The 23,174-nt window shown below is 43.9% G+C and carries 25 protein-coding genes and 1 tRNA gene; 14 read left to right on the forward strand and 12 right to left on the reverse strand.

What is annotated here, in order from left to right:
* Positions 1-40 precede the first annotated feature (40 nt).
* Together AC5JPT_RS07025 and AC5JPT_RS07030 are read left to right on the forward strand one after the other, a co-directional pair.
* The gene (locus AC5JPT_RS07025; RefSeq protein WP_493857604.1) at positions 41-481 is read left to right on the forward strand and encodes a hypothetical protein; all 441 of its coding nucleotides are present in this window, start codon (positions 41-43) and stop codon (positions 479-481) included.
* Positions 482-587: 106 nt separating this feature from the next.
* The gene (locus AC5JPT_RS07030; protein ID WP_493857605.1) at positions 588-1,049 is read left to right on the forward strand and encodes a cell division protein ZapA; all 462 of its coding nucleotides are present in this window, start codon (positions 588-590) and stop codon (positions 1,047-1,049) included.
* 89 nt (positions 1,050-1,138) lie between these two features.
* Here the strand turns inward: AC5JPT_RS07030 and AC5JPT_RS07035 are convergent, their stop codons facing one another.
* The 4 genes from AC5JPT_RS07035 to AC5JPT_RS07050 all read right to left on the reverse strand — a co-directional run bounded on the left by AC5JPT_RS07035 (position 1,139) and on the right by AC5JPT_RS07050 (position 5,486).
* On the reverse strand, positions 1,139-1,444 hold the full coding sequence (locus AC5JPT_RS07035; RefSeq protein WP_493857606.1) for a hypothetical protein: 306 nt from the start codon (positions 1,442-1,444) through the stop codon (positions 1,139-1,141).
* A gap of 282 nt (positions 1,445-1,726) precedes the next feature.
* A complete protein-coding gene (gene glyS, locus AC5JPT_RS07040; RefSeq protein ID WP_493857607.1) occupies positions 1,727-3,820 on the reverse strand; it encodes a glycine--tRNA ligase subunit beta in 2,094 nt (697 codons plus the stop codon).
* Between the two features lie 9 nt (positions 3,821-3,829).
* Positions 3,830-4,792, reverse strand: a complete 963-nt coding sequence (gene glyQ / locus AC5JPT_RS07045) for a glycine--tRNA ligase subunit alpha (RefSeq protein WP_319051478.1) — start codon at positions 4,790-4,792, stop codon at positions 3,830-3,832.
* A 481-nt stretch (positions 4,793-5,273) separates the two neighbouring features.
* Positions 5,274-5,486 (reverse strand): PspC domain-containing protein, encoded by a 213-nt coding sequence (locus AC5JPT_RS07050; RefSeq protein WP_319051385.1) that lies wholly within the window; start codon positions 5,484-5,486, stop codon positions 5,274-5,276.
* 614 nt (positions 5,487-6,100) lie between these two features.
* Here AC5JPT_RS07050 and nadR point away from each other — a divergent pair.
* From nadR to AC5JPT_RS07065, 3 genes are all read left to right on the forward strand, one after another.
* Positions 6,101-7,159 carry a multifunctional transcriptional regulator/nicotinamide-nucleotide adenylyltransferase/ribosylnicotinamide kinase NadR gene (nadR, locus tag AC5JPT_RS07055; RefSeq protein WP_493857608.1) on the forward strand — a complete coding sequence of 353 codons (1,059 nt, stop codon included), beginning with the start codon at positions 6,101-6,103 and terminating at the stop codon, positions 7,157-7,159.
* Between the two features lie 109 nt (positions 7,160-7,268).
* Positions 7,269-8,000, forward strand: a complete 732-nt coding sequence (gene pnuC / locus AC5JPT_RS07060; protein WP_493857609.1) for a nicotinamide riboside transporter PnuC — start codon at positions 7,269-7,271, stop codon at positions 7,998-8,000.
* A 243-nt stretch (positions 8,001-8,243) separates the two neighbouring features.
* Entirely contained in the window at positions 8,244-8,681 is a 438-nt protein-coding gene (locus AC5JPT_RS07065) for an Mpo1 family 2-hydroxy fatty acid dioxygenase (protein ID WP_493857610.1), read from the forward strand.
* A gap of 177 nt (positions 8,682-8,858) precedes the next feature.
* Here AC5JPT_RS07065 and AC5JPT_RS07070 read toward each other — a convergent pair whose 3' ends face one another.
* The 3 genes from AC5JPT_RS07070 to AC5JPT_RS07080 form a co-directional block, all read right to left on the reverse strand.
* Entirely contained in the window at positions 8,859-9,470 is a 612-nt protein-coding gene (locus AC5JPT_RS07070) for a nitroreductase family protein (protein ID WP_493857611.1), read from the reverse strand.
* Between the two features lie 148 nt (positions 9,471-9,618).
* Positions 9,619-10,569, reverse strand: coding sequence for a pirin family protein (locus AC5JPT_RS07075; protein WP_493857612.1), 951 nt, complete (start codon positions 10,567-10,569; stop codon positions 9,619-9,621).
* 89 nt (positions 10,570-10,658) lie between these two features.
* Positions 10,659-11,372, reverse strand: a complete 714-nt coding sequence (locus AC5JPT_RS07080) for a pirin family protein (protein ID WP_493857613.1) — start codon at positions 11,370-11,372, stop codon at positions 10,659-10,661.
* A 159-nt stretch (positions 11,373-11,531) separates the two neighbouring features.
* Between AC5JPT_RS07080 and AC5JPT_RS07085 the strand changes: the two genes are divergently transcribed.
* Entirely contained in the window at positions 11,532-12,437 is a 906-nt protein-coding gene (locus tag AC5JPT_RS07085; RefSeq protein WP_493857614.1) for a LysR family transcriptional regulator, read from the forward strand.
* 27 nt (positions 12,438-12,464) lie between these two features.
* Here AC5JPT_RS07085 and AC5JPT_RS07090 read toward each other — a convergent pair whose 3' ends face one another.
* On the reverse strand, positions 12,465-13,868 hold the full coding sequence (locus tag AC5JPT_RS07090; RefSeq protein ID WP_493857615.1) for a Na+/H+ antiporter NhaC family protein: 1,404 nt from the start codon (positions 13,866-13,868) through the stop codon (positions 12,465-12,467).
* A 223-nt stretch (positions 13,869-14,091) separates the two neighbouring features.
* A tRNA-Gly gene (locus AC5JPT_RS07095) sits at positions 14,092-14,166 on the reverse strand.
* 575 nt (positions 14,167-14,741) lie between these two features.
* Here AC5JPT_RS07095 and AC5JPT_RS07100 point away from each other — a divergent pair.
* The 4 genes from AC5JPT_RS07100 to AC5JPT_RS07115 all read left to right on the forward strand — a co-directional run bounded on the left by AC5JPT_RS07100 (position 14,742) and on the right by AC5JPT_RS07115 (position 17,082).
* A complete protein-coding gene (locus tag AC5JPT_RS07100) occupies positions 14,742-15,554 on the forward strand; it encodes a M48 family metallopeptidase (protein WP_319051367.1) in 813 nt (270 codons plus the stop codon).
* Between the two features lie 262 nt (positions 15,555-15,816).
* On the forward strand, positions 15,817-16,137 hold the full coding sequence (locus tag AC5JPT_RS07105; RefSeq protein WP_493857616.1) for a BolA family protein: 321 nt from the start codon (positions 15,817-15,819) through the stop codon (positions 16,135-16,137).
* Positions 16,138-16,211: 74 nt separating this feature from the next.
* A complete protein-coding gene (locus tag AC5JPT_RS07110) occupies positions 16,212-16,571 on the forward strand; it encodes a SirB2 family protein (RefSeq protein ID WP_443525688.1) in 360 nt (119 codons plus the stop codon).
* Positions 16,572-16,680: 109 nt separating this feature from the next.
* Entirely contained in the window at positions 16,681-17,082 is a 402-nt protein-coding gene (locus tag AC5JPT_RS07115; protein ID WP_443525687.1) for a hypothetical protein, read from the forward strand.
* 141 nt (positions 17,083-17,223) lie between these two features.
* Here AC5JPT_RS07115 and trxA read toward each other — a convergent pair whose 3' ends face one another.
* The 3 genes from trxA to AC5JPT_RS07130 form a co-directional block, all read right to left on the reverse strand.
* Positions 17,224-17,661 carry a thioredoxin gene (gene trxA, locus AC5JPT_RS07120; protein ID WP_493858445.1) on the reverse strand — a complete coding sequence of 146 codons (438 nt, stop codon included), beginning with the start codon at positions 17,659-17,661 and terminating at the stop codon, positions 17,224-17,226.
* A 130-nt stretch (positions 17,662-17,791) separates the two neighbouring features.
* On the reverse strand, positions 17,792-18,412 hold the full coding sequence (locus AC5JPT_RS07125; RefSeq protein ID WP_493857617.1) for a class I SAM-dependent methyltransferase: 621 nt from the start codon (positions 18,410-18,412) through the stop codon (positions 17,792-17,794).
* Positions 18,413-18,529: 117 nt separating this feature from the next.
* A complete protein-coding gene (locus tag AC5JPT_RS07130) occupies positions 18,530-19,402 on the reverse strand; it encodes an MBL fold metallo-hydrolase (protein WP_493857618.1) in 873 nt (290 codons plus the stop codon).
* 186 nt (positions 19,403-19,588) lie between these two features.
* Between AC5JPT_RS07130 and AC5JPT_RS07135 the strand changes: the two genes are divergently transcribed.
* The 4 genes from AC5JPT_RS07135 (at position 19,589) to AC5JPT_RS07150 (ending at position 22,793) form a co-directional block, all read left to right on the forward strand.
* On the forward strand, positions 19,589-20,062 hold the full coding sequence (locus AC5JPT_RS07135) for an ArsR/SmtB family transcription factor (RefSeq protein ID WP_493857619.1): 474 nt from the start codon (positions 19,589-19,591) through the stop codon (positions 20,060-20,062).
* A 54-nt stretch (positions 20,063-20,116) separates the two neighbouring features.
* The gene (locus AC5JPT_RS07140) at positions 20,117-21,826 is read left to right on the forward strand and encodes a SulP family inorganic anion transporter (RefSeq protein ID WP_493857620.1); all 1,710 of its coding nucleotides are present in this window, start codon (positions 20,117-20,119) and stop codon (positions 21,824-21,826) included.
* Positions 21,827-22,066: 240 nt separating this feature from the next.
* Complete coding sequence (locus tag AC5JPT_RS07145) at positions 22,067-22,393, forward strand: protein tyrosine phosphatase family protein (RefSeq protein WP_319050883.1); 327 nt, start codon at positions 22,067-22,069, stop codon at positions 22,391-22,393.
* A gap of 67 nt (positions 22,394-22,460) precedes the next feature.
* Positions 22,461-22,793, forward strand: a complete 333-nt coding sequence (locus tag AC5JPT_RS07150; RefSeq protein ID WP_319050884.1) for a protein tyrosine phosphatase family protein — start codon at positions 22,461-22,463, stop codon at positions 22,791-22,793.
* Positions 22,794-23,174 lie beyond the last annotated feature (381 nt).

Consider the following 23,174-nt stretch of genomic DNA (forward strand, 5'->3'; position numbering starts at 1 on the left):
AAATTCATTCACGCTTACTTGTTAAGGATAAAAACTGACTATGTATGATCAACTTAGAATATTAGAAAAAATGGTACTAGACATCAAAAAACAGTATCAGCTTGTCAGTGCTGAACTTAGCAGCCTAAAACAAAACCCTGTTGCTGATGCAAAAGAAGTCACCGCCCTAAAGACTCAGCTTGATAGTAGCCATAGCGAACGTGATGGAGCCAAAAAACAACTGAATGATCTCGACAAACGCTATCAAAGTCTCGCTGAAGCGCATCATATGATCGGTGAAGAACAAGACAAGCTGCAAAAACAGATCAGCCAACTACAACAACAAAACAGCGAGCTACAAAAACATAATAATGAACTAAAGCAGCAGTACAGCGATATCAAACATCAAAACAGTGAGCTACAAAAGAAAAATCAGCTGGCAGCTGAGCGCACGCAAGTGGTATTACAACGCCTAACTCGTATCGATCAAGCAGAGGGCTAACTCATCCTCTAGTAGAGGTAGCATGCAAAGAGATACGGTTTGTCAAACTACCACTTGTTATATCTCACATCACTCATTTCACTGACCAGACATTGTAGGATTTATCATGACCGATGACCAAAGCAAATCGATAGAAAAGCAGTCAAAAAACAACCCAACACCGCATTCTCAAGCACCAAGTAAAGGATTGCCAGCGCAAAAGTCAGCTCAAGCAGGAACCACCGCATCAAGTACAGTAGCAAAAGCCAATACCAAAACAACGAATACACCTGAACCACAAATCAAAAAAGTAGATATTGCGATTGCAGGGGTTACCTACCCTATTTTTTGTCCTGTACATGAGCAAGAAGAGCTACTATCAGCGGTTTCTTATATAAACAACTATGCACTTGACCTAAAAAGAGAAGCGCCAAGCTTGAGTCAAGAAAGCATACTGGTACTGTGCTGCTTGAACTTATACGAAAAAATCCATGCCAATCAGAGAAGCGATGAAGATCGCCTGCAACACGAGAAACAATCACAAGCATTGCTAAATAAAATCATGAAAGATGCACACTCGATCCTATAAACTGATAGGTAATGTATAGTAGCGCTTAGGACATGACGACTAAGCGCTTTTTTATGCGACCAAGCATTGCTCTGTCATGACCCTAATTATTAGTAAGGCTGATAGGTTTTGCCCGCATGAAAATCCGCTTGATGCTCATAATTGCAAAAAAACAACTCCTGACTGCCTGTAATATCAGCTGCTGTATCACCATCGCTAGTTGTTCCTAAGCTAGGCTTAGTTTCAAGTACGCCGCGATATTCAGCCAAACTATGACCGCAAAAATTGCACTGTCGCGGTGTGGTGATATCTCCTTCTTGTGGCATCATGCTTTTGGGTGCTCGTGGGTACATAAACTTATAAAAAGCCCACATTGACGCCCAAATAATGAGAATGACAATAATAACGGCAAACACGGCTGTGCTCCTTTGATTACGGATAAACGTGATGGCTATCAAAAGCAACCAAGCTAATAGCTGTACAAAAACTGGCTACGCTAATGACTGTTTCATACGCATATGCTTTGATAACGTAAATTTTACCGTCAATAATGGTAATGGCACAATGCCTTTACCGTTTAATTACCATTGACCGTAGGTAACAGCCTATAACAATATAAAATGAGGCTGGGCTATAACCACAAAAAACTGGCCACATTGAGCCAGTTTTTATCAAAATCTACGATTAAAGATTGACCGCTACAGCTGTAGCTCACTGATATCAGCTACAGTCAAGAACAGAGCGCGAACCTGCTTTAATAGTGCCAAGCGGTTATTCTTCAATGCCGCATCGTCGCTATTGACCATGACATTATCAAAGAACTGTGTCAGTGGCTCATCTAAGCTCGCTAATGTCTGCAATACTTGGGTGTAGTCTGCTTGCTCAAGCAACGGTTGTACCCTCGTCTGTGCTTGCTTCACATTTGCATATAGATTTTGCTCAGCAGGCTCAGACAATAGCGCTTCATCAACCGTGTCAGCAACACTGGTTTCTGACTTGGCCAATATGTTGGCTACCCGCTTATTAGAGTCAGCCAACATCGACGCTTGTGACATCTCGCTAAATGCTTGTACGGCACGGATACGCTGATCAAAATCGAGCGGCATATGCGGATTAATCGCTTGCACTGCCTGAATCGTATCAACGCTGACGCCTTGCTCTGTATACATCGCACGATAGCGCGAGTTTAAGAACGCCATGACCTGAGTAAAGGTATCGCCCATCTTAGCAATCTTGCTGCCTTCGGCATTGCTATAGCCTTTGATCGCCTGCTCAACGAGCGCTACCAAATTAATCGGCAGTTGCTTTTCAATCAAAATACGCAAAATACCAATGGCAGAACGACGTAAGCTAAACGGATCTTTTGAGCCCGTTGGTGCTTGGTCAATGGCAAAAATACCAACCAATGTATCTAAGCGATCAGCCAATGCTAAGCAAATACCAATTGGTGTTTGCGGCAGCACATCACCACTGAACTTAGGCAGGTATTGCTCTTCTAAGCTTGCCGCAACTGCTTCAGGCTCTTCGTTTAAACGCGCATAATACGTGCCCGCGATACCTTGCAATTCAGGATACTCACCAACGAGTGAGCTGGCCAAATCTGCTTTGGACAAGATACCAGCGCGTACGGTGTCGTCGACATTGATGTCGTGACCTTGCTGCTGCATCAAAGTAGCAATAAATGCTGCAAGCTTAGCAATACGCTCAGATTTCTCCCAAATCGTACCCAATTTGTCTTGGAATACGCGCGTTTTCAGGCTTTCTGTGAGCGCAAACAATGGCTGCTTTTGATCTTGTAAGAAGAAAAACTCAGCATCAGCCAAACGTGGACGCACAACTTTTTCATTACCTTCAATGATCTGGTTAGGATCTTTTGATTCAATGTTGGTAATAAAGATGAAATACGGCTGCAGCTTACCTGCTTTGTCGGTCAAGCAAAAATACTTTTGATCGGCTTGCATAGTCGAGATAAGCGCTTCTTGCGGCACTTGTAAAAAACGCGCTTCAAAGCTCGCTCTTAGTGCAATGGGAAAATCAACCAACGCGGTCACTTCGTCCAGCAAGTCCTGCGGTACGATAGCGTCCGCATTGACCTCACCTGCCAATGCTTTGACTTGGTTGTTGATCAGCATTTGGCGTTTATCAAAATCTACCACTACCTTTAGACTGTCTAGCAATTGCTCATATTCATTGGCATGAACGATGTTATGGTAGTCAGGGCTGTGGAAACGGTGGCCACGAGTTTGCGAGCCTGTTTGGTGCCCTTGAATAGTCGCATCAATAACAGCAGCATCCTGCATCAATACTGCCCACTGTACGGGACGGACAAACTCATTGCGGCTAGCGCCCGAGCGCATACGCTTGGCAATCGGTAGGCTATCTAATGCTGTCTGAAAAATAGCTGGCAGTAGCTCCGTAGTCGCTTGACCAGTGATTGTTTGCTCAAAGCCGACATAGTCACCTTTATCAGTGTTAATCGTCGTAAGCTCGCTGGCGTCAATACCTAAACCTTTGGCAAAACCCATCGCCGCACGTGTTGGATTACCCTCTGCATCAAAAGCGGCTTTGATTGCTGGTCCGCGTTTTTGCTCAGTACGATCAGGCTGCTTGTCGCTAATGCCCTCGATTTGAATTGCCAAACGGCGCGGCGCGGCAAAGGCTTTGATGCTGTCAAAGCTGATATCAGCGTCAGTCAGTTGCTGGGTGACACTGGCTTGTAAGGCATCACGTAATGGCTTTAGGCTTTTTGGAGGTAGCTCTTCACACCCCAGTTCAAATAGAATAGTACTCATGGGATGCTCCTATTTTTTATTAGTAGATTGATTGTTGTCAGTGTCTGCTACTTCTTTTGGTAGATACTTCTCAAGTGCTTCGGCACGGTGTGCTTCATCTGCCAATGGGAAACCCAATTTGGCACGAGCTTCGACATAACCGATGGCAACTTTGCGCGCAAGCGTACGCACACGCAGAATAAAGCGCTGACGTTCAGTGACTGAAATCGCACCGCGGGCATCAAGCAAGTTAAACGCATGAGAGGCTTTTAATACCATCTCGTAAGCAGGCAATGGCAAGCCAGCTTCGACTAACTTGTCGGCTTGCTGCTCATAAAAGTCAAACATCTCGCCCATCATTGGCACATCAGCGTGTTCAAAGTTGTAGGTCGACTGCTCAACTTCGTTTTGATGGAACACATCGCCATAAGTAACACGGCCGAACTCACCATCAGCCCAGACCAAATCATAAACGCTATCAACGCCTTGCACATACATAGCTAGACGCTCAAGACCATAGGTAATCTCACCTGTCACTGGGAAGCATTCAATACCGCCAACTTGCTGGAAGTACGTGAACTGCGTCACTTCCATACCGTTCAGCCAAATCTCCCAGCCCAAGCCCCAAGCGCCTAGCGTCGGTGATTCCCAGTTGTCTTCCACAAAACGCACATCGTGCACCAACGGGTCAATACCAATGGCACGTAGTGAGTCTAAATATAGCTCTTGGATGTTAGGTGGATTTGGCTTTAGCACCACCTGAAACTGATAGTAATGCTGCAAGCGGTTTGGGTTGTCACCATAGCGCCCATCGGTAGGACGACGTGATGGCTGTACATAAGCTGCGTTCCAACGCTCAGGACCTAACGAGCGCAAAAAAGTTGCCGTATGAAAGGTGCCTGCGCCGACTTCCATATCATAAGGCTGCAATATAACGCAGCCCTTGTCAGCCCAATAATTCTGCAGGGTTAGGATTAAGTCTTGAAAGGTCATCGGTTGAGAGTTTTTATCTTGTGTCATTGGGGTTGTCGCTTCGGATGTCATAGTTTGGGTATTCATAGTAAAGCCACTGTGAAATGAGTATTATTAACTAAATCTCTGATAGCACTCGCCACGCATTTTGGCAACGACTCTATTTGCCTGCTCACCTTACTAAAAATTGACTATTTTATCCATATTTACGTCAACTAAATTTGCATTGCGAATAGAAACACGTCGCTATACGACTGTTTTTTGGTCGAATAATCACAAAAGGCAAATCATCATTAAAAGATGTGGTTAGAGATATGGTTAAGATAGACAAAAAAATACCCAAATGCGTGAGCATTCGGGCAGGAGGAAAATTGTATCTTGGGCATCCTGATTATTCAGGCTTTTTATTTTTAAGGTACTGCTGTTCTTTTAACTGCGTTTACAACTTAACGTTTTAACTTAGCGCTTTTAAATTCTAATTTCAAAACTTATCAAAGCGTAATCACTGATAAGACCCACTATTGGCTTTTGGCATGATTATCCACAGTATGATGTAAATCAAGATACCAGGTACTGCTGCACTCAACGATGAAATAATCACAAAAAGCAATCTAACCCACGTTGGCGACCAACCAACATACTCTGCGATCCCGCCCATTACGCCCGCTATCATACGATTGTTTTGTGAGCGATGTAATTTTGCTAACTTAGCCAAACTAAATACCTCTCTAATGTTTGTTTTTATATGTTTATTCTTTTTTTTGCTTCTTTCTATATGTCAAAAAAAGCTTTGTGTTGCTAACTTATGAATAAGTATATCAACTCTTTAGTATTTATCTGTTGACGCTGTAGACGTACTTTGTGAGTTTATGATACCTAAGCTTACCCTAATCTGTCATAACTGCGCGCAAACCCCTGATTTTAAATAGTTATTTCAAAATGTTTCAAAATCACCTTTGTTGCTCAATCCTTACAACAACACCTTCCAATTCTTATTATTTTTTAATTTAATCAAAGAGATAAACAGTAATTTAATAACGACAATAATCATCAACAGCTATCAAAAAATCTTCATCTGCCCAACCAGTTATCAATAAATTACCGGTAAGCTACGCCCAATTTGTCATTGCTAAATTCAATAAACTATCCGTTCAAAATAGCCAGCTGAAGATAGAATAATGTGAAAAAAAGTCAGATATAAGCCAGGGTTACAATAACCTACCTGCAAATCCACCCAAACCTTTATACCATGCTGATAAACAACTCAGACTTTATAAAACTCATCATAAAAACTGAGACAGACTATAAAGATAAAAAATAAGGACGACCATGTACGATACGGGATTGATGATTGGACATTTTGAGCCGCTACATTTGGGGCAAATGCGCAGCATATTAGAAGCAGCAGGACAGGCAAAAACCTTACACATTGTCATTATGGCGCATCCTTCACCGCATCCAGATTTTGCTATTACGTTACAAGACAAGGCACGCTGGCTACAGATGGCCTGTGCAGACCTGCCATTTATTCATATTCATACGACTCATGAGCTCGAGTTGCCTCTTCATGAGCATCTTTATGATAGTAGTGAGGATATCCGTATTGATGTGGCTGCTAGCAACGCCAAATTGCAGCGTTTGATGGACGCACTAGCACTACCTGCAGAGACAGCATTATTTATGGCTGATAACCACCCGCTAACGCAGAGTGATGTACAAGAGCAATTGATTTTGCAAATGGTCACGACAGCGCTACAGCCTGAGTTTGACTCGTACGCCATTGCTCGCGACCCAGTCGCCCATTGGTCAGCGATTCATCCAAAGGCTCGCGCTAACTATACCAAGACCATCGCTATCGTCGGTGGTGAAAGCTCAGGTAAGACGACACTTGTACATAAGCTGGCTAATTATTATGGTGCTAGCTTTGCATTAGAGATGGGTCGTCTGTATGTCGGCACAGACTTGGGTGGTAGCGAAGTTGGCTTACAGTATAGTGACTATGGGCCGATTTCGCTTGATCATGCCCAGGCGATACGAGAAGCCAAAGTCCATGCAACTGCGCCTGTCACCATCGTTGATACTGACTTTGTGACCACGCAGGCATTTTGTGAAGAGTACGAGGGTCGCACCCATCCTTTTGTGGCTGCCTGTATTGATGAGTTTCGGGTAGACCACACCATTATGCTAGATAACAATACGCCGTGGATCGATGATGGCATGCGCTCTTTGGGTACGCCTGAGGCACGTGGACGGTTTGAGCAGCGTCTGGTAGATATTTTTGCGCGTCACGATATCATGCCGCATATGATAGACCAGCCTGATTATGATGCTCGTTATCAACAAGCGTTATTGTTTATCGATCAACATGTCTACGGCAAAAAGCCATAAAAAATTCAGTGTATATTTATAATAATTTATTTACGAGCGCATGTTATTCAGCTAGCGCATGACAGTTAGCAACATATTGATATTAGTATTTATTTTAGAGGAAAAAATTATGCGTATTCAACTATTGGACAACATTACCGGAAAATGGGCAATGCAATGGATTGTCATCTGGTTTATTTGTGGGGTTATTGCCTTGTCCGCCGGTTTTTGGCTCACCACCGACCATACCACGCTCGATTGGTTTTATTTGGCTGTCTCATTTATTGGCTTGGTTTGTGTGGTCTCGCTATCATTTCGCAAAAACGTCATGGGCAATGGTTTTGGGATGGGGGCAACCGCAGGTGAGGTTGTCGTACAGGCAACGTCTGGCGCAGTAGGCTTAATGCTGGCACCACTTTTTAACTTTTTTACCCATGTCTATGGTATCTTTTATTGGTCCAAGCACACGGATCCTGATGGCGATATGATCCCCAAGTCAGCGAGCAAAGCGGTTTGGTTGATCACTGCAACTTTTATCATCATTGGTCTTGCGCTATTCCCTACTATCAATGATCTGCTGACGAGTTATGGATATGCGGTCGTAGAAGATGACAACAGTAAATTTTTAGGGTTTATCTCCTTTTTTTGGATCAACGTCATTGCATTTGTGTTATCTATTACTGCACAGGCTGCCATGATTTTGCGTTACTCGTTTAACTGGTGGCTATGGATCATCGTGAACTTTGTCTGGCTCATTGTGAATCTCATGTCTGGCAACTATATTTTTGCTATTCAAACCATGGTTTATCAGGTCAATGCATTTGTCGGTCTGTACGAGTGGCATCGTAGCGAACGTGGTTAAAAACATCAGCTACAAAAAACTGTATGAGACTTTAAAACACATACGATTTGGAAACACATAAGACATTGAGACAAATGTTGCCAACATGACATTAGCAACCTGTCCAAATTTGACTGTGCCGTCTATGAGATAAAATGGTAGATACACGCGATTAATGCTACAACTGATATCAAACATCATATTGATATTTGAGTGAGCGGCAAATATCAGCCCTTTATTTCAATCACTAACAGGGAGGTTAGTATGTCACGTCATCAACCCAAAATGTCTAAGCGTACGCTTGAGCAATGGCTTAGTGAGTACTCTGTCAGTCATCAGAACTTGGTCAATAAGAAAATCCATTGGCTATGTGTACCAACGATTTTTGTCAGTTTGTTAGGTATGGGCATGTCACTGTCTGTTTGGTTTACCTTAGTGCTCAGCGCCTTAGTGCTACTGTTCTATATGCGCTTATCGACGCCGCTGTTTTTAGCGATGGGTATGTTCATTCTGATCTGTCTGTCAGTCATGGCAGCCATGCCTTGGGGATTTAAAGCATGGGCAGCTGTCTTTGTCGTCGCTTGGATTGGGCAGTTCATCGGTCATAAAATCGAAGGGAAAAAACCTTCATTCTTTAAAGACCTACAATTCTTGATGATCGGTCCAGCATGGGTAGCCGACAGTTTAATGCAGCGCAAATAGCTATTATTTTGGCTGATGAATTTCGTAAATACCAAATTTTGCAAATATTCAGTATCGCTGCGCTATCTTTGACCTTTATCATCAATAAAAAAAGCGCCACCTGATTGTCAGGTGGCGCTTTTTTTTATGTACTTAATCTAGGACGTTTTTTAAGTAAAAACAATAACGCCCTATATTTTAAGCACCAAAAACTTTTAGACGTTCGTCAACTGGCTTGAACGCTTTGTCGCCTGCTGACTGCTCGATTTTACCAAATACCAACTGGGCTTTGAGCTCCCAGTCTGCATCGATGTTCCAAGTGCTTGCAACTTTTTGATCAATCACTGGATTGTAGTGCTGTAAGTTTGCGCCAACCTCAATACTTGCAAGCGCCGTCCAAATAACGTACTGGTGCATTGCATTGGTCTGGGTTGACCAAATCGGAAAATTATCAGCATATAAAGGTGCCGCTTCTTGCATGCCTCTGACGACAGCTTGATCTTCAAAGAACAACACCGTACCAGCACCCGCTCTAAAACCAGTAATTTTATCTTTGGTAGATTTGAATGCTTCCTCGTCACCGACGATTACACGCAATGCATCTTCAGTCATGTCCCACAATTTATGATGGTCATCACCGAATAACACCACAATGCGTGTTGACTGTGAGTTGAACGATGATGGTGTATGCAAGATAGCATGCTCCACTACTTTTACAACTTCATCATTAGATACTGGTAACTGATCGCTAAGGGCATAGATTGAACGGCGTTTTTCTGCTGACTGCTGTAATGTTTTTAGGTCTGACATAGTGTTGCTCCACGTTGTTGATATTAATAGTTGTTGGTATAAGTTATCGTTTTTTCTTTATTATAGGCTTAATGGTATTAAACCCATATGTCGTTTTTATCAAAAAAAATTATGAGTGTTCGTTGGATGGAAACTATCATTCGTGACGTTATCCTTTGAACCCTTCAGGCAATTCTGGCGCCACAAGACGGTTCATATCAGAATCGATCTCACCAAAGCGTTCATGACCATTGTTCCAATCGCTAATCGATTGCTTGAGCGCTTCTTTATTGTCAGCGACAAAATTCCACCACAGCAGTACCTTGTTATTCAAAGGCTCACCGCCAATAAACATCAGACGTGTGCCTTTTTTTGCTACCAATCTTATGCTGGTACTATTGGCGACATCTGTACGATGAAAACGTAACAGCTGGTTTTTTTGATAGACCTTACCTTCGGACTCCAGCTCACCAATAATAACCAAAACACCGTACTCGAAGCTGGCTTCTAAATCCAGTGTCACATCCCCATCTTCTAGGAAGTGCGCATCGATACCGACCATCTTAGAGTACTGCAATGTTGGCGCTTGATAGTGCTCGCCTGAGGCAGCTGTATAGTTACCTGTGGTCAGAATCAGCTCAACATTGTTTTCAGTCCATGTTGGCAACTCTGGATAATGATTGAAACTGCATTCAATCTGTTGGTCAGTAGGTAGGGCTATCCACAGCTGTACCATGTTCATATTGCGTATAGCTGTGCTTGAGTCAGTATCGCCTACATCATCACGTAAAAAGACGCTTTGCTCTGTGTGACTGATGCCTTGATTCAGTCCAGTACCTGCCGTCATGACATTAACTTGGTGTTTGGTGATGACTTGCTCACTACCTAAGCTATCTTTGTGTAATATCTCACCCTCTATCATCCAACTAAAGGTCTGTAGATTGGTGTGCGGGTGACGTCCAACTTGCACCCCTGAATCATCTGACGCGAATTCGACCGGACCTGCATGATCCAAAAAGCACCAAGCACCGATGGGTTGTTTGCCTTTGTTCGGTAGCAATCGAGCGATAGGAACGCCGCCAACATCTGTCAATCGTGGCTCTAAAGTACTAATAGTCATGACCCACCTCTTGGTATCTATAACATCAATACGGTTATTAATAATGAGTTGTTGATCGCTATAGTTTCTCTATAAAAAAGCAGTACTTCTTATAAAAAAAGCGGTACTTCTATCACCAATACTGTTGCAGCTGCTGGCACATCCATCGTAAAACTCTCAGTATCCCAAATACCCAAACCATCTCGACTGGCCAGAACATTATTATCTATCACGACTTGACCACTGATAACAAAAACATAGACACCGTTGCTAGGGTTTTTTAGTTGATAACTGCTCATCACCCCTTTATCAAATTCCCCCATGCTAAACCAAGCATCTTGATGAATCCAAACGCCTGCATCCTCAGCATTAGGCGACAGCACTTGACTGAACGCATTGGGCTGCATGATATCGCCCATAGGTATTTGCTGATATCGAGGAGCCACACTCATCTTATTTGGGATTACCCAAATTTGTAGAAACGCCATGGCTTCTTCATTATTACCATTCATTTCACTATGAGTAATGCCCGTACCTGCTGACATGACTTGGATCTCACCAGTCTCGATCATGCCTTCATTGCCGATACTGTCTTTATGTGCAAGCTTGCCAGATAAAGGAATGCTGATGATCTCCATATCACGGTGCGAATGCCTACCAAACCCATGACCACCAATGACAAAGTCATCATTGAGGACACGTAAAGCACCAAACCCCATACGCTCCCGGTTATGATAGTTAGCAAAGCTAAAGCTATGACGGCTTTTGAGCCAGCCATGATTGGCGTCACCACGTGAGTCTGCTGCATGATAGATCGTTTTCATAATTTATCCTTAGCTATCAACACGTTTATCAGCTATGTATTTATTATTAATTAACGTCATTGAACAATAGACTTATTATAATTGTTGACTACAAAGAGATAAACAAGGATAAATGCAATTGACTATTCTTTTTTTTAGAACAATCATAAGGTACCGATAATGGGACAACTAGAAGATATGGCGATGTTTGTACGCATTGTCGAAGCAGGTAGCATTACCAAAGCGGCTGAGCAGTTAAATATCGCAAAGTCAGCCGTGAGCCGTCGTCTCAAAGAATTAGAAGCACGTCTAGGCAGTCAATTGATCAGCCGTACCACTCGCCACTCTAAATTGACTCAAGCAGGTGAACAGTATTATCAGCAGGTAAATCATATCTTGCGCGCAGTCGATGCGGTCAATGAGCGTACCAGCGATGCACCTATGCGTGTCGAAGGCACGCTCAAAATGACAGCACCATTATCGTTTGGAGTCAGGCATCTGAATGATGTGATTGATGAGTATGCCAATCAGCACCCCAACCTGAGATTCGATCTGGATTTTTCTGACCGGCGTATCGACTTAATTGAAGAAGGCTACGAGTTGGCAATTCGCATTGGCGATCTGCGCGACTCTAGCTATCAGGCAAAACAGTTGGCATTGATACGCTGTGTTATTTGTGCCAGTCCTGACTATCTGGCAAGGATGGGTGTACCCGAAACCCTAGATGATTTAGACAATCATGAGCTGTTGCAATATAGTCTTGGTCAAACGAGCAGTATAGAGCTGGTGGACGCTGAGGGCAAAAGACATCACCGTACTATCGATGCCAAAATAAAAGCCACCAATGGAGAGTTTTTAGTTGATTTGGCGGTAAAGGGACACGGCATTACCTTTGTGCCCACGTTTATTGCCTACAATGAACTGGCACGAGGTGAACTCGTACCTGTCTTCCAGCAGTACCAGTTGCCTGTACTAAAAGCATATGCCGTTTATCCAAAAAACCGATTCTTATCGCAGCGTTGTCGTTATTTGATTGACTTTATTGCAGAGCGATTCGGCGATCATCCCTATTGGGATGAGTATTAATAGCACTACTAAATAGAGCTATGAGGGTTACGCTTTGGCAACCCTCCCCTCTTTCACCCGACTAATCGTCAGTCCCGTAAACCCAAACAACAGCGTCAGTAGCAATGACAAATAACAGAAGAACGCATACGGCAAGTATTCCAGTACTGGCACCCCTAACGCCTGACTAATGAACACCCCGCACACACTCCAAGGTACCAGTGGATTGATTACCGTTCCTGCATCCTCAATCGTCCGCGACAAATTCTTCGGGTGCAGTTGCAGACGCTCAAATGTCGACCGAAACGCTGTACCTGATAATAGAATACTTAAATACTGCTCACCAATCAGCACATTGATACTGAGCGCCGACATCGCCGCTGCAAATATCGCTCGTCCTGACGTCGTCAGCGTGTCTTTGATGCCAGATAGCAGTGCTGGCAGAATCCCTAGTGCCGTCAACAACCCACCCAAACTCAATGCCAATATCACAATCGCCTGGGTAAAGAACATACTCTGTACACCGCCACGCGACAGCATACCACCGCCTTCACCCAGCTCTAAGGACTCAGCGGGAGCATAGCCTGCAAACAGATACCCACCCAACTGACCAAAGCTTGGTGAACTATGGATATAAGTAATAATCAGAGCTACAGCAATCGTACAGATAATCGTATAGATCGCATTAACCCGAAACAGTGCCAATCCAACTAGTATTACAAAAGGCAGTACCGAATACCCATGTACCAAACCACTGTCTATCAGCTGTCCTTGTAGTATGGTCACTTGACTCAGATCAGCGCTGGTCGTCTGGCCTGAGAACATCCAGAACAGAATTACTGTCAATAGCCACGCAGGCACAGTGGTGTACATCATATTGCGAATGTGCTCAAACAGATCGATACCGACTACTGAGGACGCAATGGTACAGGTATCAGACAAGGGCGACATCTTATCACCGAAGAACGCGCCTGATACCACTGCCCCTGCTGCTATCGCCACATTGGCATCAAAAGCATTACTCATGCCAATAAAGGCCACACCCAAAGTCGCAGCAGTCGTTAAACTACTACCCAATGCAATACCAATAATAGAGGTCAAGACAAAGGCAGAGATATAGTAGTACTCAGGTGAGATAAGCTGAAAACCTACATACATCAAAGTAGGAATCGCCCCTGACATCATGAGAGCCGCCACCATAAGACCGATAAAGAAGAATAGGTAGATGGCACCGATACCGCGCATGACCCCTGAGGCCATTTGCGCTTGCATGTCGTCAAAGCTGAGACCTTTGGTCATACCAATCGCCAGCAATACACAGATGGCAAGGATAAGAGACAGGTGCGGTACCCAGCCAAAGCCAATCATGGTGATGCCCATAATAGCGATGACGATGGCGGATATAATAAAGGCGAGCTTGGCACTAATCTCGGTGAGCGGTTTTGGTGGCATGAGGTGCCCTTATGTTGCCTACAGGTTTAAACTGCGTAGATGTCTGGGTTTATACGCCTGATCTGTCGCGATCATGATGGCTACTCTCTTTTGCTCTGTAGAAATTCCATTTTGACTTGCTATGTCTCTACTAGCTGCTTAGCTTATTTTTCAAGACAAATTTTAAGCATAAAAAAAAGCCTCACTATGAAGTGAGGCTTTTCGCGCTTTTTCAAGCCATATTTGGAGCGGGAAAAGAGATTCGAACTCTCGACCCCAACCTTGGCAAGGTTATGCTCTACCACTGAGCTATTCCCGCTTATTATCGAATCGTCGTGTTGTTAACAACTACTTCGTCTCGATAGGCTGGCTATTCTAGCAAATATTCTGTAGGTGTCAACACCTTTTTTAAAATTTATATCTAATATTATCAACTAAGCTCCCTGTATTTTAGGTAAATAGACACAAACAATTGATTTAATAAAATAATTTATTTTTAGAAAAATATAAATTATTTCGCATTAAATATCACATATTACAGTCCCACTCTTTTGATCTGATGCTTTCTACTATTGCAACCTGCTACTTACCTACTATTTTCCGTTTATATGTACTAATAAAGATCTCATAGAGAAAAAGAAGCAAAGCCAAGCCTTACTTATAGCAATATCTTACTCATTTACAATCATAGGCTCTATTGTTACTTTTTCTACCTTGGTTTTAGTCAGTTAACATTATTATACTTATCTACAATAAGAGTTCAGGTAGACTTTCACTATCTATATAGATGAACAAACGTTAATAAAAGAGCAATAACAAATAACGTTACCATCTATTTTACTGTTATTTATTTTGTATGATTTTAATTTTACCGCTTATCGAGAGGATATTTTTATGAAGAAGTTATTAACTACCACAGTGATGGCAGCTTCGTTGTCGGCACTGACATTGACCGGTTGTACCAGTACCACGAATACGGGTGCCGTTGGGGTTGATCGCCAGCAGTTATTATTGGTCTCCAGCGAGCAGGTACTACAGTTATCAGCACAGAGCTACGCGCAGACATTACAAGAAGCAAGAGCAAAAGGCGTGTTAGATACCAATACCGCTCAGCTCAACCGTCTAAAGAACATCGCGAATCGTTTGGTTGGTCAAGTAGGTGTTTATCGTACAGATGCTGCAAAATGGCAGTGGGAAGTCCACACAATCAAATCTGATCAGCTAAACGCCTTTGTGATGCCAGGCGGTAAGGTTATGTTTTATTCAGGTATTATCGATCGCCTAAATCTGACCGATGACGAGATTGCCGCTATTATGGGTCACGAAATCTCTCATGCATTGCGCGAGCACTCACGTGAACGTATCTCACGCGAGTATGCCACTCAGACAGGTATCGGTGTGGCTGCTAGTATCTTCGGTCTATCGCAAGGTCAAGCTCAGATCGCAAGCGTAGCTGGTGATCTAGGGTTGAGCCGTCCGCACAGTCGTACTCAAGAAAGCGAAGCCGACCAAATCGGACTTGAGCTAATGGCACGCGCAGGCTATAACCCGCAAGCGGCTATTACGCTATGGCAAAAAATGCAACGTGCCAGCCAAGGCGAGCCACCTCAGTTTTTGAGCACTCACCCAACGAGCAGCAGCCGTATCTCTGAGCTACAGTCGTTGATGCCAAAGGTCACACCACTGTACCAACAATCGCGTCGTTAATATGCGAACAATCGCTTTTATGCATGCATAAGAGATCAAGTTTAAGAGACTAAATTTGAGAGACCAAGCATAAAATAATGCGTGTATAGAGTCCAAAAAAGCAAAGTACAGCCAGTGCGCCGTGCTTTGCTTTTTTACTTGGCGCTAGGCATTGTATGATTTCTGATCGTACGCTATACCGACTGCTGTCTCTGCTATAATGCCAGTAGATATCATTTGCAAATTGCCAATAGACTTGGGCAATACATATTGAAGGATTGTTATGAGTACCACACCTACCACCGATGCACTTCATACTGAACTACAAGCGCTAGAGCCGCAGTATATCGAGCTAATCAATGAGTCGATGTCTCATGCTGGCTACTTCGAAGGCAAAGAGAGCCACTTCAAACTCACTATCGTCAGTGATGCTTTTGAAGGTAAACGATTGGTCGGGCGTCACCAACTAATATACGGGTTAGTCAACTCCCTATTGACGTCACAAGGTGGTCAGGTACATGCGCTAGCCATTCACGCCTATACGCCAACAGAGTGGCAAGGTCAAAGCCCAGACAGTCCATTATGTGCGGGTCAAAACAAATAGCACGATACACGTTTATAAAAATCAAACAGTTTAAATATGCCCGCATATCATAATGCTGAAGGGAGCAAGATTCGATGAAACATCTACACATGTTAATGGCAGCGCTGACCGTTATATTATTTCTATACCAAAGTTACTTGGTACTGAGCGCTGACAGGCGTGCACCGCGTGTGGTCAAAATAGCCACTCATATTATCTACGCTGTGCTCATCTTGTCAGGTGCCATAATGCTGATGCAGTTAATGAGTGCTAATGCCCCTGTACAGTGGGTGTTTGCTAAGATTATTTTGCTTGTTGCTGCTATTAGCTCTAGCATCAAAGCCTTCAACGCTAACGCAACCCCTGTTCAGAGAAAAACAGGCATTCTTATTGCTGCAGTTGCCTATCTTGGCATCGTGATACTTGCCTTTGCCAAACCAGCAAATTTATTCTAATTATTCCTACGCTTTTAGTGAGTATTCGATATTTTTTAATATCTTAATGATGCGGTATTTGTTATCTTAAATAGACATAAATACAATTACTTAGCCTAACGGAGCCTTCATGAAAACGTTTACGACAGCGACCCTACTGGCAGCAGCTGGCATCTTTGCGCTCTCAGGCTGTGCTTCTACTGGTAATGTCACACCGCAATATGTCCCGCCAAGTACTTATCAAAATTACAATTGCCAAGCACTCAGTCAAGAGTACGCGCGCGTCAACCGCTATGTTGAAGCTGCTCGCAGTGAGCAATCTACCTTGTCAACCTCAGGCGTGGGCGTGGGCATTTCTGCAGGGCGTTGGGGTATCTCTCCCAATATCAGCTTTGGCGTTGGCAAAAGCAACAACACCAAAGCACGCGATGCAAAACTCTCGCGTCTGTATGGTGAGCGTGATGCGATTGTCCAATCTGCCCGTATTCAGCGCTGTAGTTTTGCCAATGGCATCAAAATTTATGGTGAATAAGAGTAAGCAAAAGCTGTCTACATGATTGAGATAGTACGTGACACAAGAAAAAAGCCAATATGCTGATCGCGTATTGGCTTTTTTCTTGTTATCGCTTTGATGAACACTGTCCTAATTTGACGCATACTGCTTTACTAAACGCTACGCCTGCAAGCTTTGCACCCACTGCACTATTTGATGGCTTGGCAGTGCGCCTGATTGACGCGCAATCTCCTTGCCGTGCCTAAAGGCCACCATCGTTGGCAGGCTGCGAATATTATAAGGAGCAGCAGCTTGCTCGTATTTATCCGTTTGCACTTTGGCAAAGACCACTTGCGGCAATTGACCAGCAGCCGCTTTGAATTCTGGTGCCATCATAATACATGGCTGGCACCAGCTCGCCCAAAAATCTACGATGGTTAATACATCATTTTTTTGAATGACTTTGTTGGTCGTTTGCGCGTTCAGCTCATGTGGACTGGCGGTCAATAATAGCTGGCTACATTTACCACATTTTGGTGTAGCACTTAGCCGTGCGGCAGGTACACGGTTGGTTGCTTGACACTGTGAGCATACTAAATGGAAACTTTGTTCGCTCATCATCTGATTCCTATTTTAATTATTCCAATCACTTTAATTTTTATAAGTTCGATATTGGTATTTATAACCCAAGCTCAACGCATAATCTACGCAGACAAATAATTTTAGCACAGTTCACTATTTTCCTTCTCTATGCTATTTGCTGTGCCACGCCGCTATAGACATAGCTCATGGGTCGTGGACCAGGCAAATACGCTTCGCTCAATTCATCAATAGCAAACCCACCTGCTCTGATTAATGCTGGAATATCACGGTCTAAGTGACAACCGCCTGCTATTGGTTTCCAAAAAGGCGTTAATCGATGCTGCCAACGCTCAACAGTCAGGTCTGGTGCTAGCCCATGCTCACAGAATAACAAGCGTCCATTAGGTTTTAGCACGCGTGCCATTTCTTGAAGTGCAGCTACTGGATCGTCGATACTACACAAAGTAAAAGTCATCACAATGGTATCAAATTGATCAGTTTTGGCATGAATACCTTGTACATCGACGGCTATTACCTCAACTGGAATATCAATGTTAGCCGCTCGCTCATGGGCAAGTGACTGCATTTGAGCCGCTGGATCGACACCGACAATAGCAGAGACTTTTTTGGTATCGTAGAACTGTAGATTCAGACCGCTACCAATGCCAATCTCCAACACCTCGCCAAACGCTTGCGGAACAATTTTGGAACGCGATTTCATCACATTGCCTGTACTACAAGCGACATCTATCATTTTTGGTAGTATATAGCGCTCATATAGGTTCATTACTCTCTCCCTTTACCAACGCCTTTAGCGCTTATAAGCATCTATACCGAATATACTATACCGTGGACAAAAGCGGATACGTCTTGTTGCTAACGGTTACTCATAACCCTGTCTGGCCTATTCACCAAGCACATTAATCGGCACTTTCAGATAACGCGTGCCATTGTCTTCAGGCTCTGGAAAATGCCCTGCATCTATATTTACTTGTACTGCAGGAATGATCAGGCGCGGCATATCCAAAGTCGCATCACGGCGCTCACGCATATCTACAAACTCCGCTTCGTTAATACTGTCTTTGACATGAATATTTTCTAGTTTTTGAGCCGCAACAGTGGTAGTTGGACAATGCTGACGCCCCTTGCTTGGATAATCATGACACAAATACATCACCGTATCTTCGGGAAGTGCCAATAGCTTTTGGATAGAGTGATAAAGCGTTTTGGCATCACCGCCTGGAAAGTCACAACGGGCAGTACCCACATCAGGCGCGAACAAAGTATCTCCAACAAAAACCACTGTTTTTTCTTTATCAGCGGCCATGTACGCCATATCGGCGCGGGTATGCCCGGGTACATACAGCGCAGTAATAGTAATACTCCCCAGCGCTAACGTCTGACCGTCATCTGTCAAAATATCAAACTGACCAGCATCAGTACGGAAACTGCTGTCAAAATTAAATATTTGCTTAAATATTTTTTGTACTTCGGTAATATGCTGACCGATGACCAACTCACCACCAAGACTTTCTTTGATATGAATGGCAGCAGATAGGTGATCGGCATGGGCATGGGTCTCAATGATATATTTAAGTGTCCAGCCATGCTCACGGACGAACTCAATGACGTCATCAGCGCTACTGGTATTGGTTCTGCCCGACTTTGCATCAAAGTTTAGGACTGGATCGACAATGGCGCACAGTTGCTGCTCGACATCAGCTAACACATGAGTATAGGTTTCTGTATCACTGTCTAAGAAAGAATGAACTTGCATGGTTACCTCTTTGCTTATCTGTTGAGTGTTTTCGTTATAGGGCGTTTATTATCTTTAATTAACCCTTAAGTATGATATTGAGTCGTATATAATGCTTGTTTGTATTTACGACTTATCTGTTATCACCAATATAACAACTGCCATACACTTTATCAATTTATATAATGTAAATAATGATATCTTGATATGCAGCGTGATATCATTGATAATCAATCATATATTATTGAAAATAATACGGTAGTCACTACCCTATTATATAAGGAGCTCACTCTGGCTACTTCACCTGCAGCAGCGGATATGTCCGCTCATAGCGCTAATGATGATATGTCATCTGATAACGCAGATTTTGCCTCTATTGATCTTGCCAAACAAATGCAACAAGCATCGATGCAAGCAAGTCAGTTGTTAAAATCACTCTCACACCCTGATCGACTGTTACTACTTTGTCAGTTGACCCAAGGCGAGTACTGTGTCGGTGAGCTTGAAGGTTTGGTCGGTGTTGGACAGCCAAGCTTGTCGCAGCAACTGGGTATCTTGCGTAAAGACCAGCTGGTAGCGACACGGCGCGAGGGCAAGCAAATTTACTATAGCATCGCAAGTGATGACGCCTTGGCTGTATTAGAGCTGCTTTATCAAAGATTTTGTGCCAAAGCGGAATAATGCCGTACTCGCCTAGCTGTCTTATGATGCTTTTTATTTTGGTGATGTATTGATATGTCTTCTATCGCTGGCCGTCTTATTCCTATTTGGTTGCGCCAATACCAGCTAACTGCATTGCCGACTGACCTTGTCGCAGGACTCGTGGTAGGCGTATTGGTGATACCGCAGAGCTTAGGCTACGCGGTACTTGCAGGGCTGCCGCCTGTGTATGGTCTGTATGCAGCGATCGTACCTGTAGTCGTCTACGCGTGGCTTGGCTCTAGCAACGTACAGGCTGTCGGACCTGTCGCTATTACCGCTATTATGACGGCGAGCGGTCTGCTACCTTACGCTGAGCAAGGCTCAGAGCAGTACGCACTGATGGCAAGTCTGCTGGCATTGATGGTAGGCGCACTACTATGGATTGCTGGACGGCTGAAGCTTGGCTGGATCATGCAGTTTATTAGTCGCGGCGTTTCAGCAGGGTTTGTAAGCGGAGCTGCAGTACTGATCTTTGTCAGCCAACTCAAGTACCTGATGGCAATTCCTATCACTGGTAACAGCTTGGTTGGTTATTTATCTACCATGCAGCGCTATGCCAGTCAATTACATCCTTTGACTTTGGTTATTGGTGTTGTTGCTTTTGCGCTATTGGTTGCTAATCGCTACGCCAGTGAGTGGGTATGGCGAACGTGGCTATCGACATCATATGCCAAGTGGGCAGAGCGTCTATTTCCACTCGTCTTACTTGGCTTTGCCATCGTTCTGAGCATCGTAATGCATTGGAGCTCACTGGGTGTTGCCACTATTGGTCGTATTCCGCAAGGATTACCGAGCTTTACGCTGCCCCATGTGACAGACTTACAAGAAGCGCTCAAGCTCTTGCCAACAGCAGGCTTGATGGCACTGATCGTATTTGTGTCTAGTAGCTCAGTGGCTAGTACCTATGCACGTTTACGCGGAGAGCGGTTTGACGCCAATCGTGAGCTGACTGGCCTTGGTCTGGCCAATCTATCTGGCGGACTGTTTCAGAGCTTTGCTATTGCAGGCGGTTTCTCACGTACGGCTATCAACGCAGACTCAGGAGCGAAAACGCCGCTTGCCAGCCTAGTGACGGTACTAGTGATGATTGCTGCCTTGATAGCCTTTAGCAATGCGCTTGCTCCTCTGCCTTACGCGCTACTGGGTGCCACTATTATGGCATCCATCATTGGGCTGATAGATATCACAACTCTAAAGTCTGCTTGGCAACGTGATCGCTTAGATGGGGCTAGTTTTTTGGCAGCGTTCATTGGTGTGCTGATATTTGGACTCAATACAGGTCTGGTCATTGGGCTGATGGTGTCGTTTGCGAGCCTTATATGGCAATCAAGTAAGCCGCATGTGGCTATCGTTGGACAGTTAGGTGGTAGCGGACACTTTCGTAATATCAATCGTCATGATGTGGTGACTTTTGATAATTTACTGATGCTACGTATCGATGAGAGTCTGTTCTTTGGTAATAGCGAGTCCGTACATCGTCGTATTCTGAATGCTATGCAGCAGTATCCAGCAGCACACGAGGTGGTGTTGATTATGGCGGCGGTCAACCATATCGACCTGACCGCGCAAGAAATGCTCAGTACTCTAAACCAAGAGCTTGCACTACAAAATAAGCGCTTACATTTTAGCTTTATCAAAGGGCCTGTCATGGATGTTATTGGCCAAACGCCGCTGATTAGTGAATTATCAGGGCAGGTCTATCTGAGTACCTTAGATGCCGTCGATGCTTTGAAAAACATCTAATAATAATATTATGTGCGTGTCCTTTAGAGCATAAGTGACCATAGCATCCATCGCACAATATCGCTACGATAGAGCCTGTGTTATGCTATACCGACTATACAGAGCTTGCAGTACACAGCTAACCATACACAGACAGCTACTGGCTCACAGCTTTAGTCTCAACGAGACTGACTTGTCTTTTGATTGCCATGAATCATCCTTTAATACTATAACTATTCACAACAATAATTGACGCGACTTATGACCGACGACTTAACGATTTACAAGCAGATATATCCAAGCCAATGTATCAAAATTGCTGAGCTTGGCTACCGCTCAGTGCTCAATATACGTCCAGATGCTGAGATTGAGACACAACCTGATAGCTGTGATTTGGCAACTGCGACCAAGGAAGCAAACCTAACTTATCATCATCTCCCCTTTGATGATGAGCGCCTAAGTATGCTGACCGTAGAACAGTTTGCTGACTTTTATCACGCAATGCCGAAGCCTATATTGATGTTTTGTGGCACTGGGGCGCGTGCCAAACTACTGTACCAAAGCGCATTGATGCAAGGTCTACTATAACCAACTCTATTGCCCAACCGATTAATCTACTTATAATACCAACCAAACCCATAAAAAAGGAGCTCCTATGAGCCATGAAGTTAGCTTTGCCGGACAGATCACCCCTGACCAAGTGCCTATGATTGCCGAGAACGGTTTTAAAACCATTATCAATAATCGTCCAGATGGTGAAGAGCCGGGTCAGCCTACCAGTGCAGAGATTGAAGCCGCGGCTAAAGAAGCGGGGCTCGCGTATAAAGAAGTATCATTCGCTGGTAGCGAGCTCAATCAAAACCACGTCGAAGAATTCGCTGATTTCTTTAACCAAGCTGAGCAGCCAATGCTCATCTTTTGCCGTACTGGCAATCGCTCAACGGGTATCTATGAAGCCGCGAAACGTATGGATTTGTTAGATGACTAGAGCCATAAGAATCTTAGGTGATTAAAATATTTAGCCCACAAAACCTTGTGGGCTTTTTATTATGCTTAAAAACGCATTACACGCAGACAGCGCAAAAGGCTCTTAATACTATTTAAGAACCATCATAGTCACAACAAGTGGGTTACTAAGTAAGTGTAATAGAGCTATTATCATTCAGAGCACTTAATCTCTTTGAGTGATTAAGACAACTAAGTATGTCATTAGCATTAGAATCAGCTCTTTTATACTTAAATATCTATGTCACTCAATATCTGGACAATCAGTTGTTTAAAAACATGGAATGTGAGTAGCTGCATAGGGGGACCGTGCCCTCCCGCTACTATTGATTCTCAACGAGCCATCTTTATATGGCACTTTAGT

This window comes from Psychrobacter sp. H26 (genome assembly GCF_059073035.1).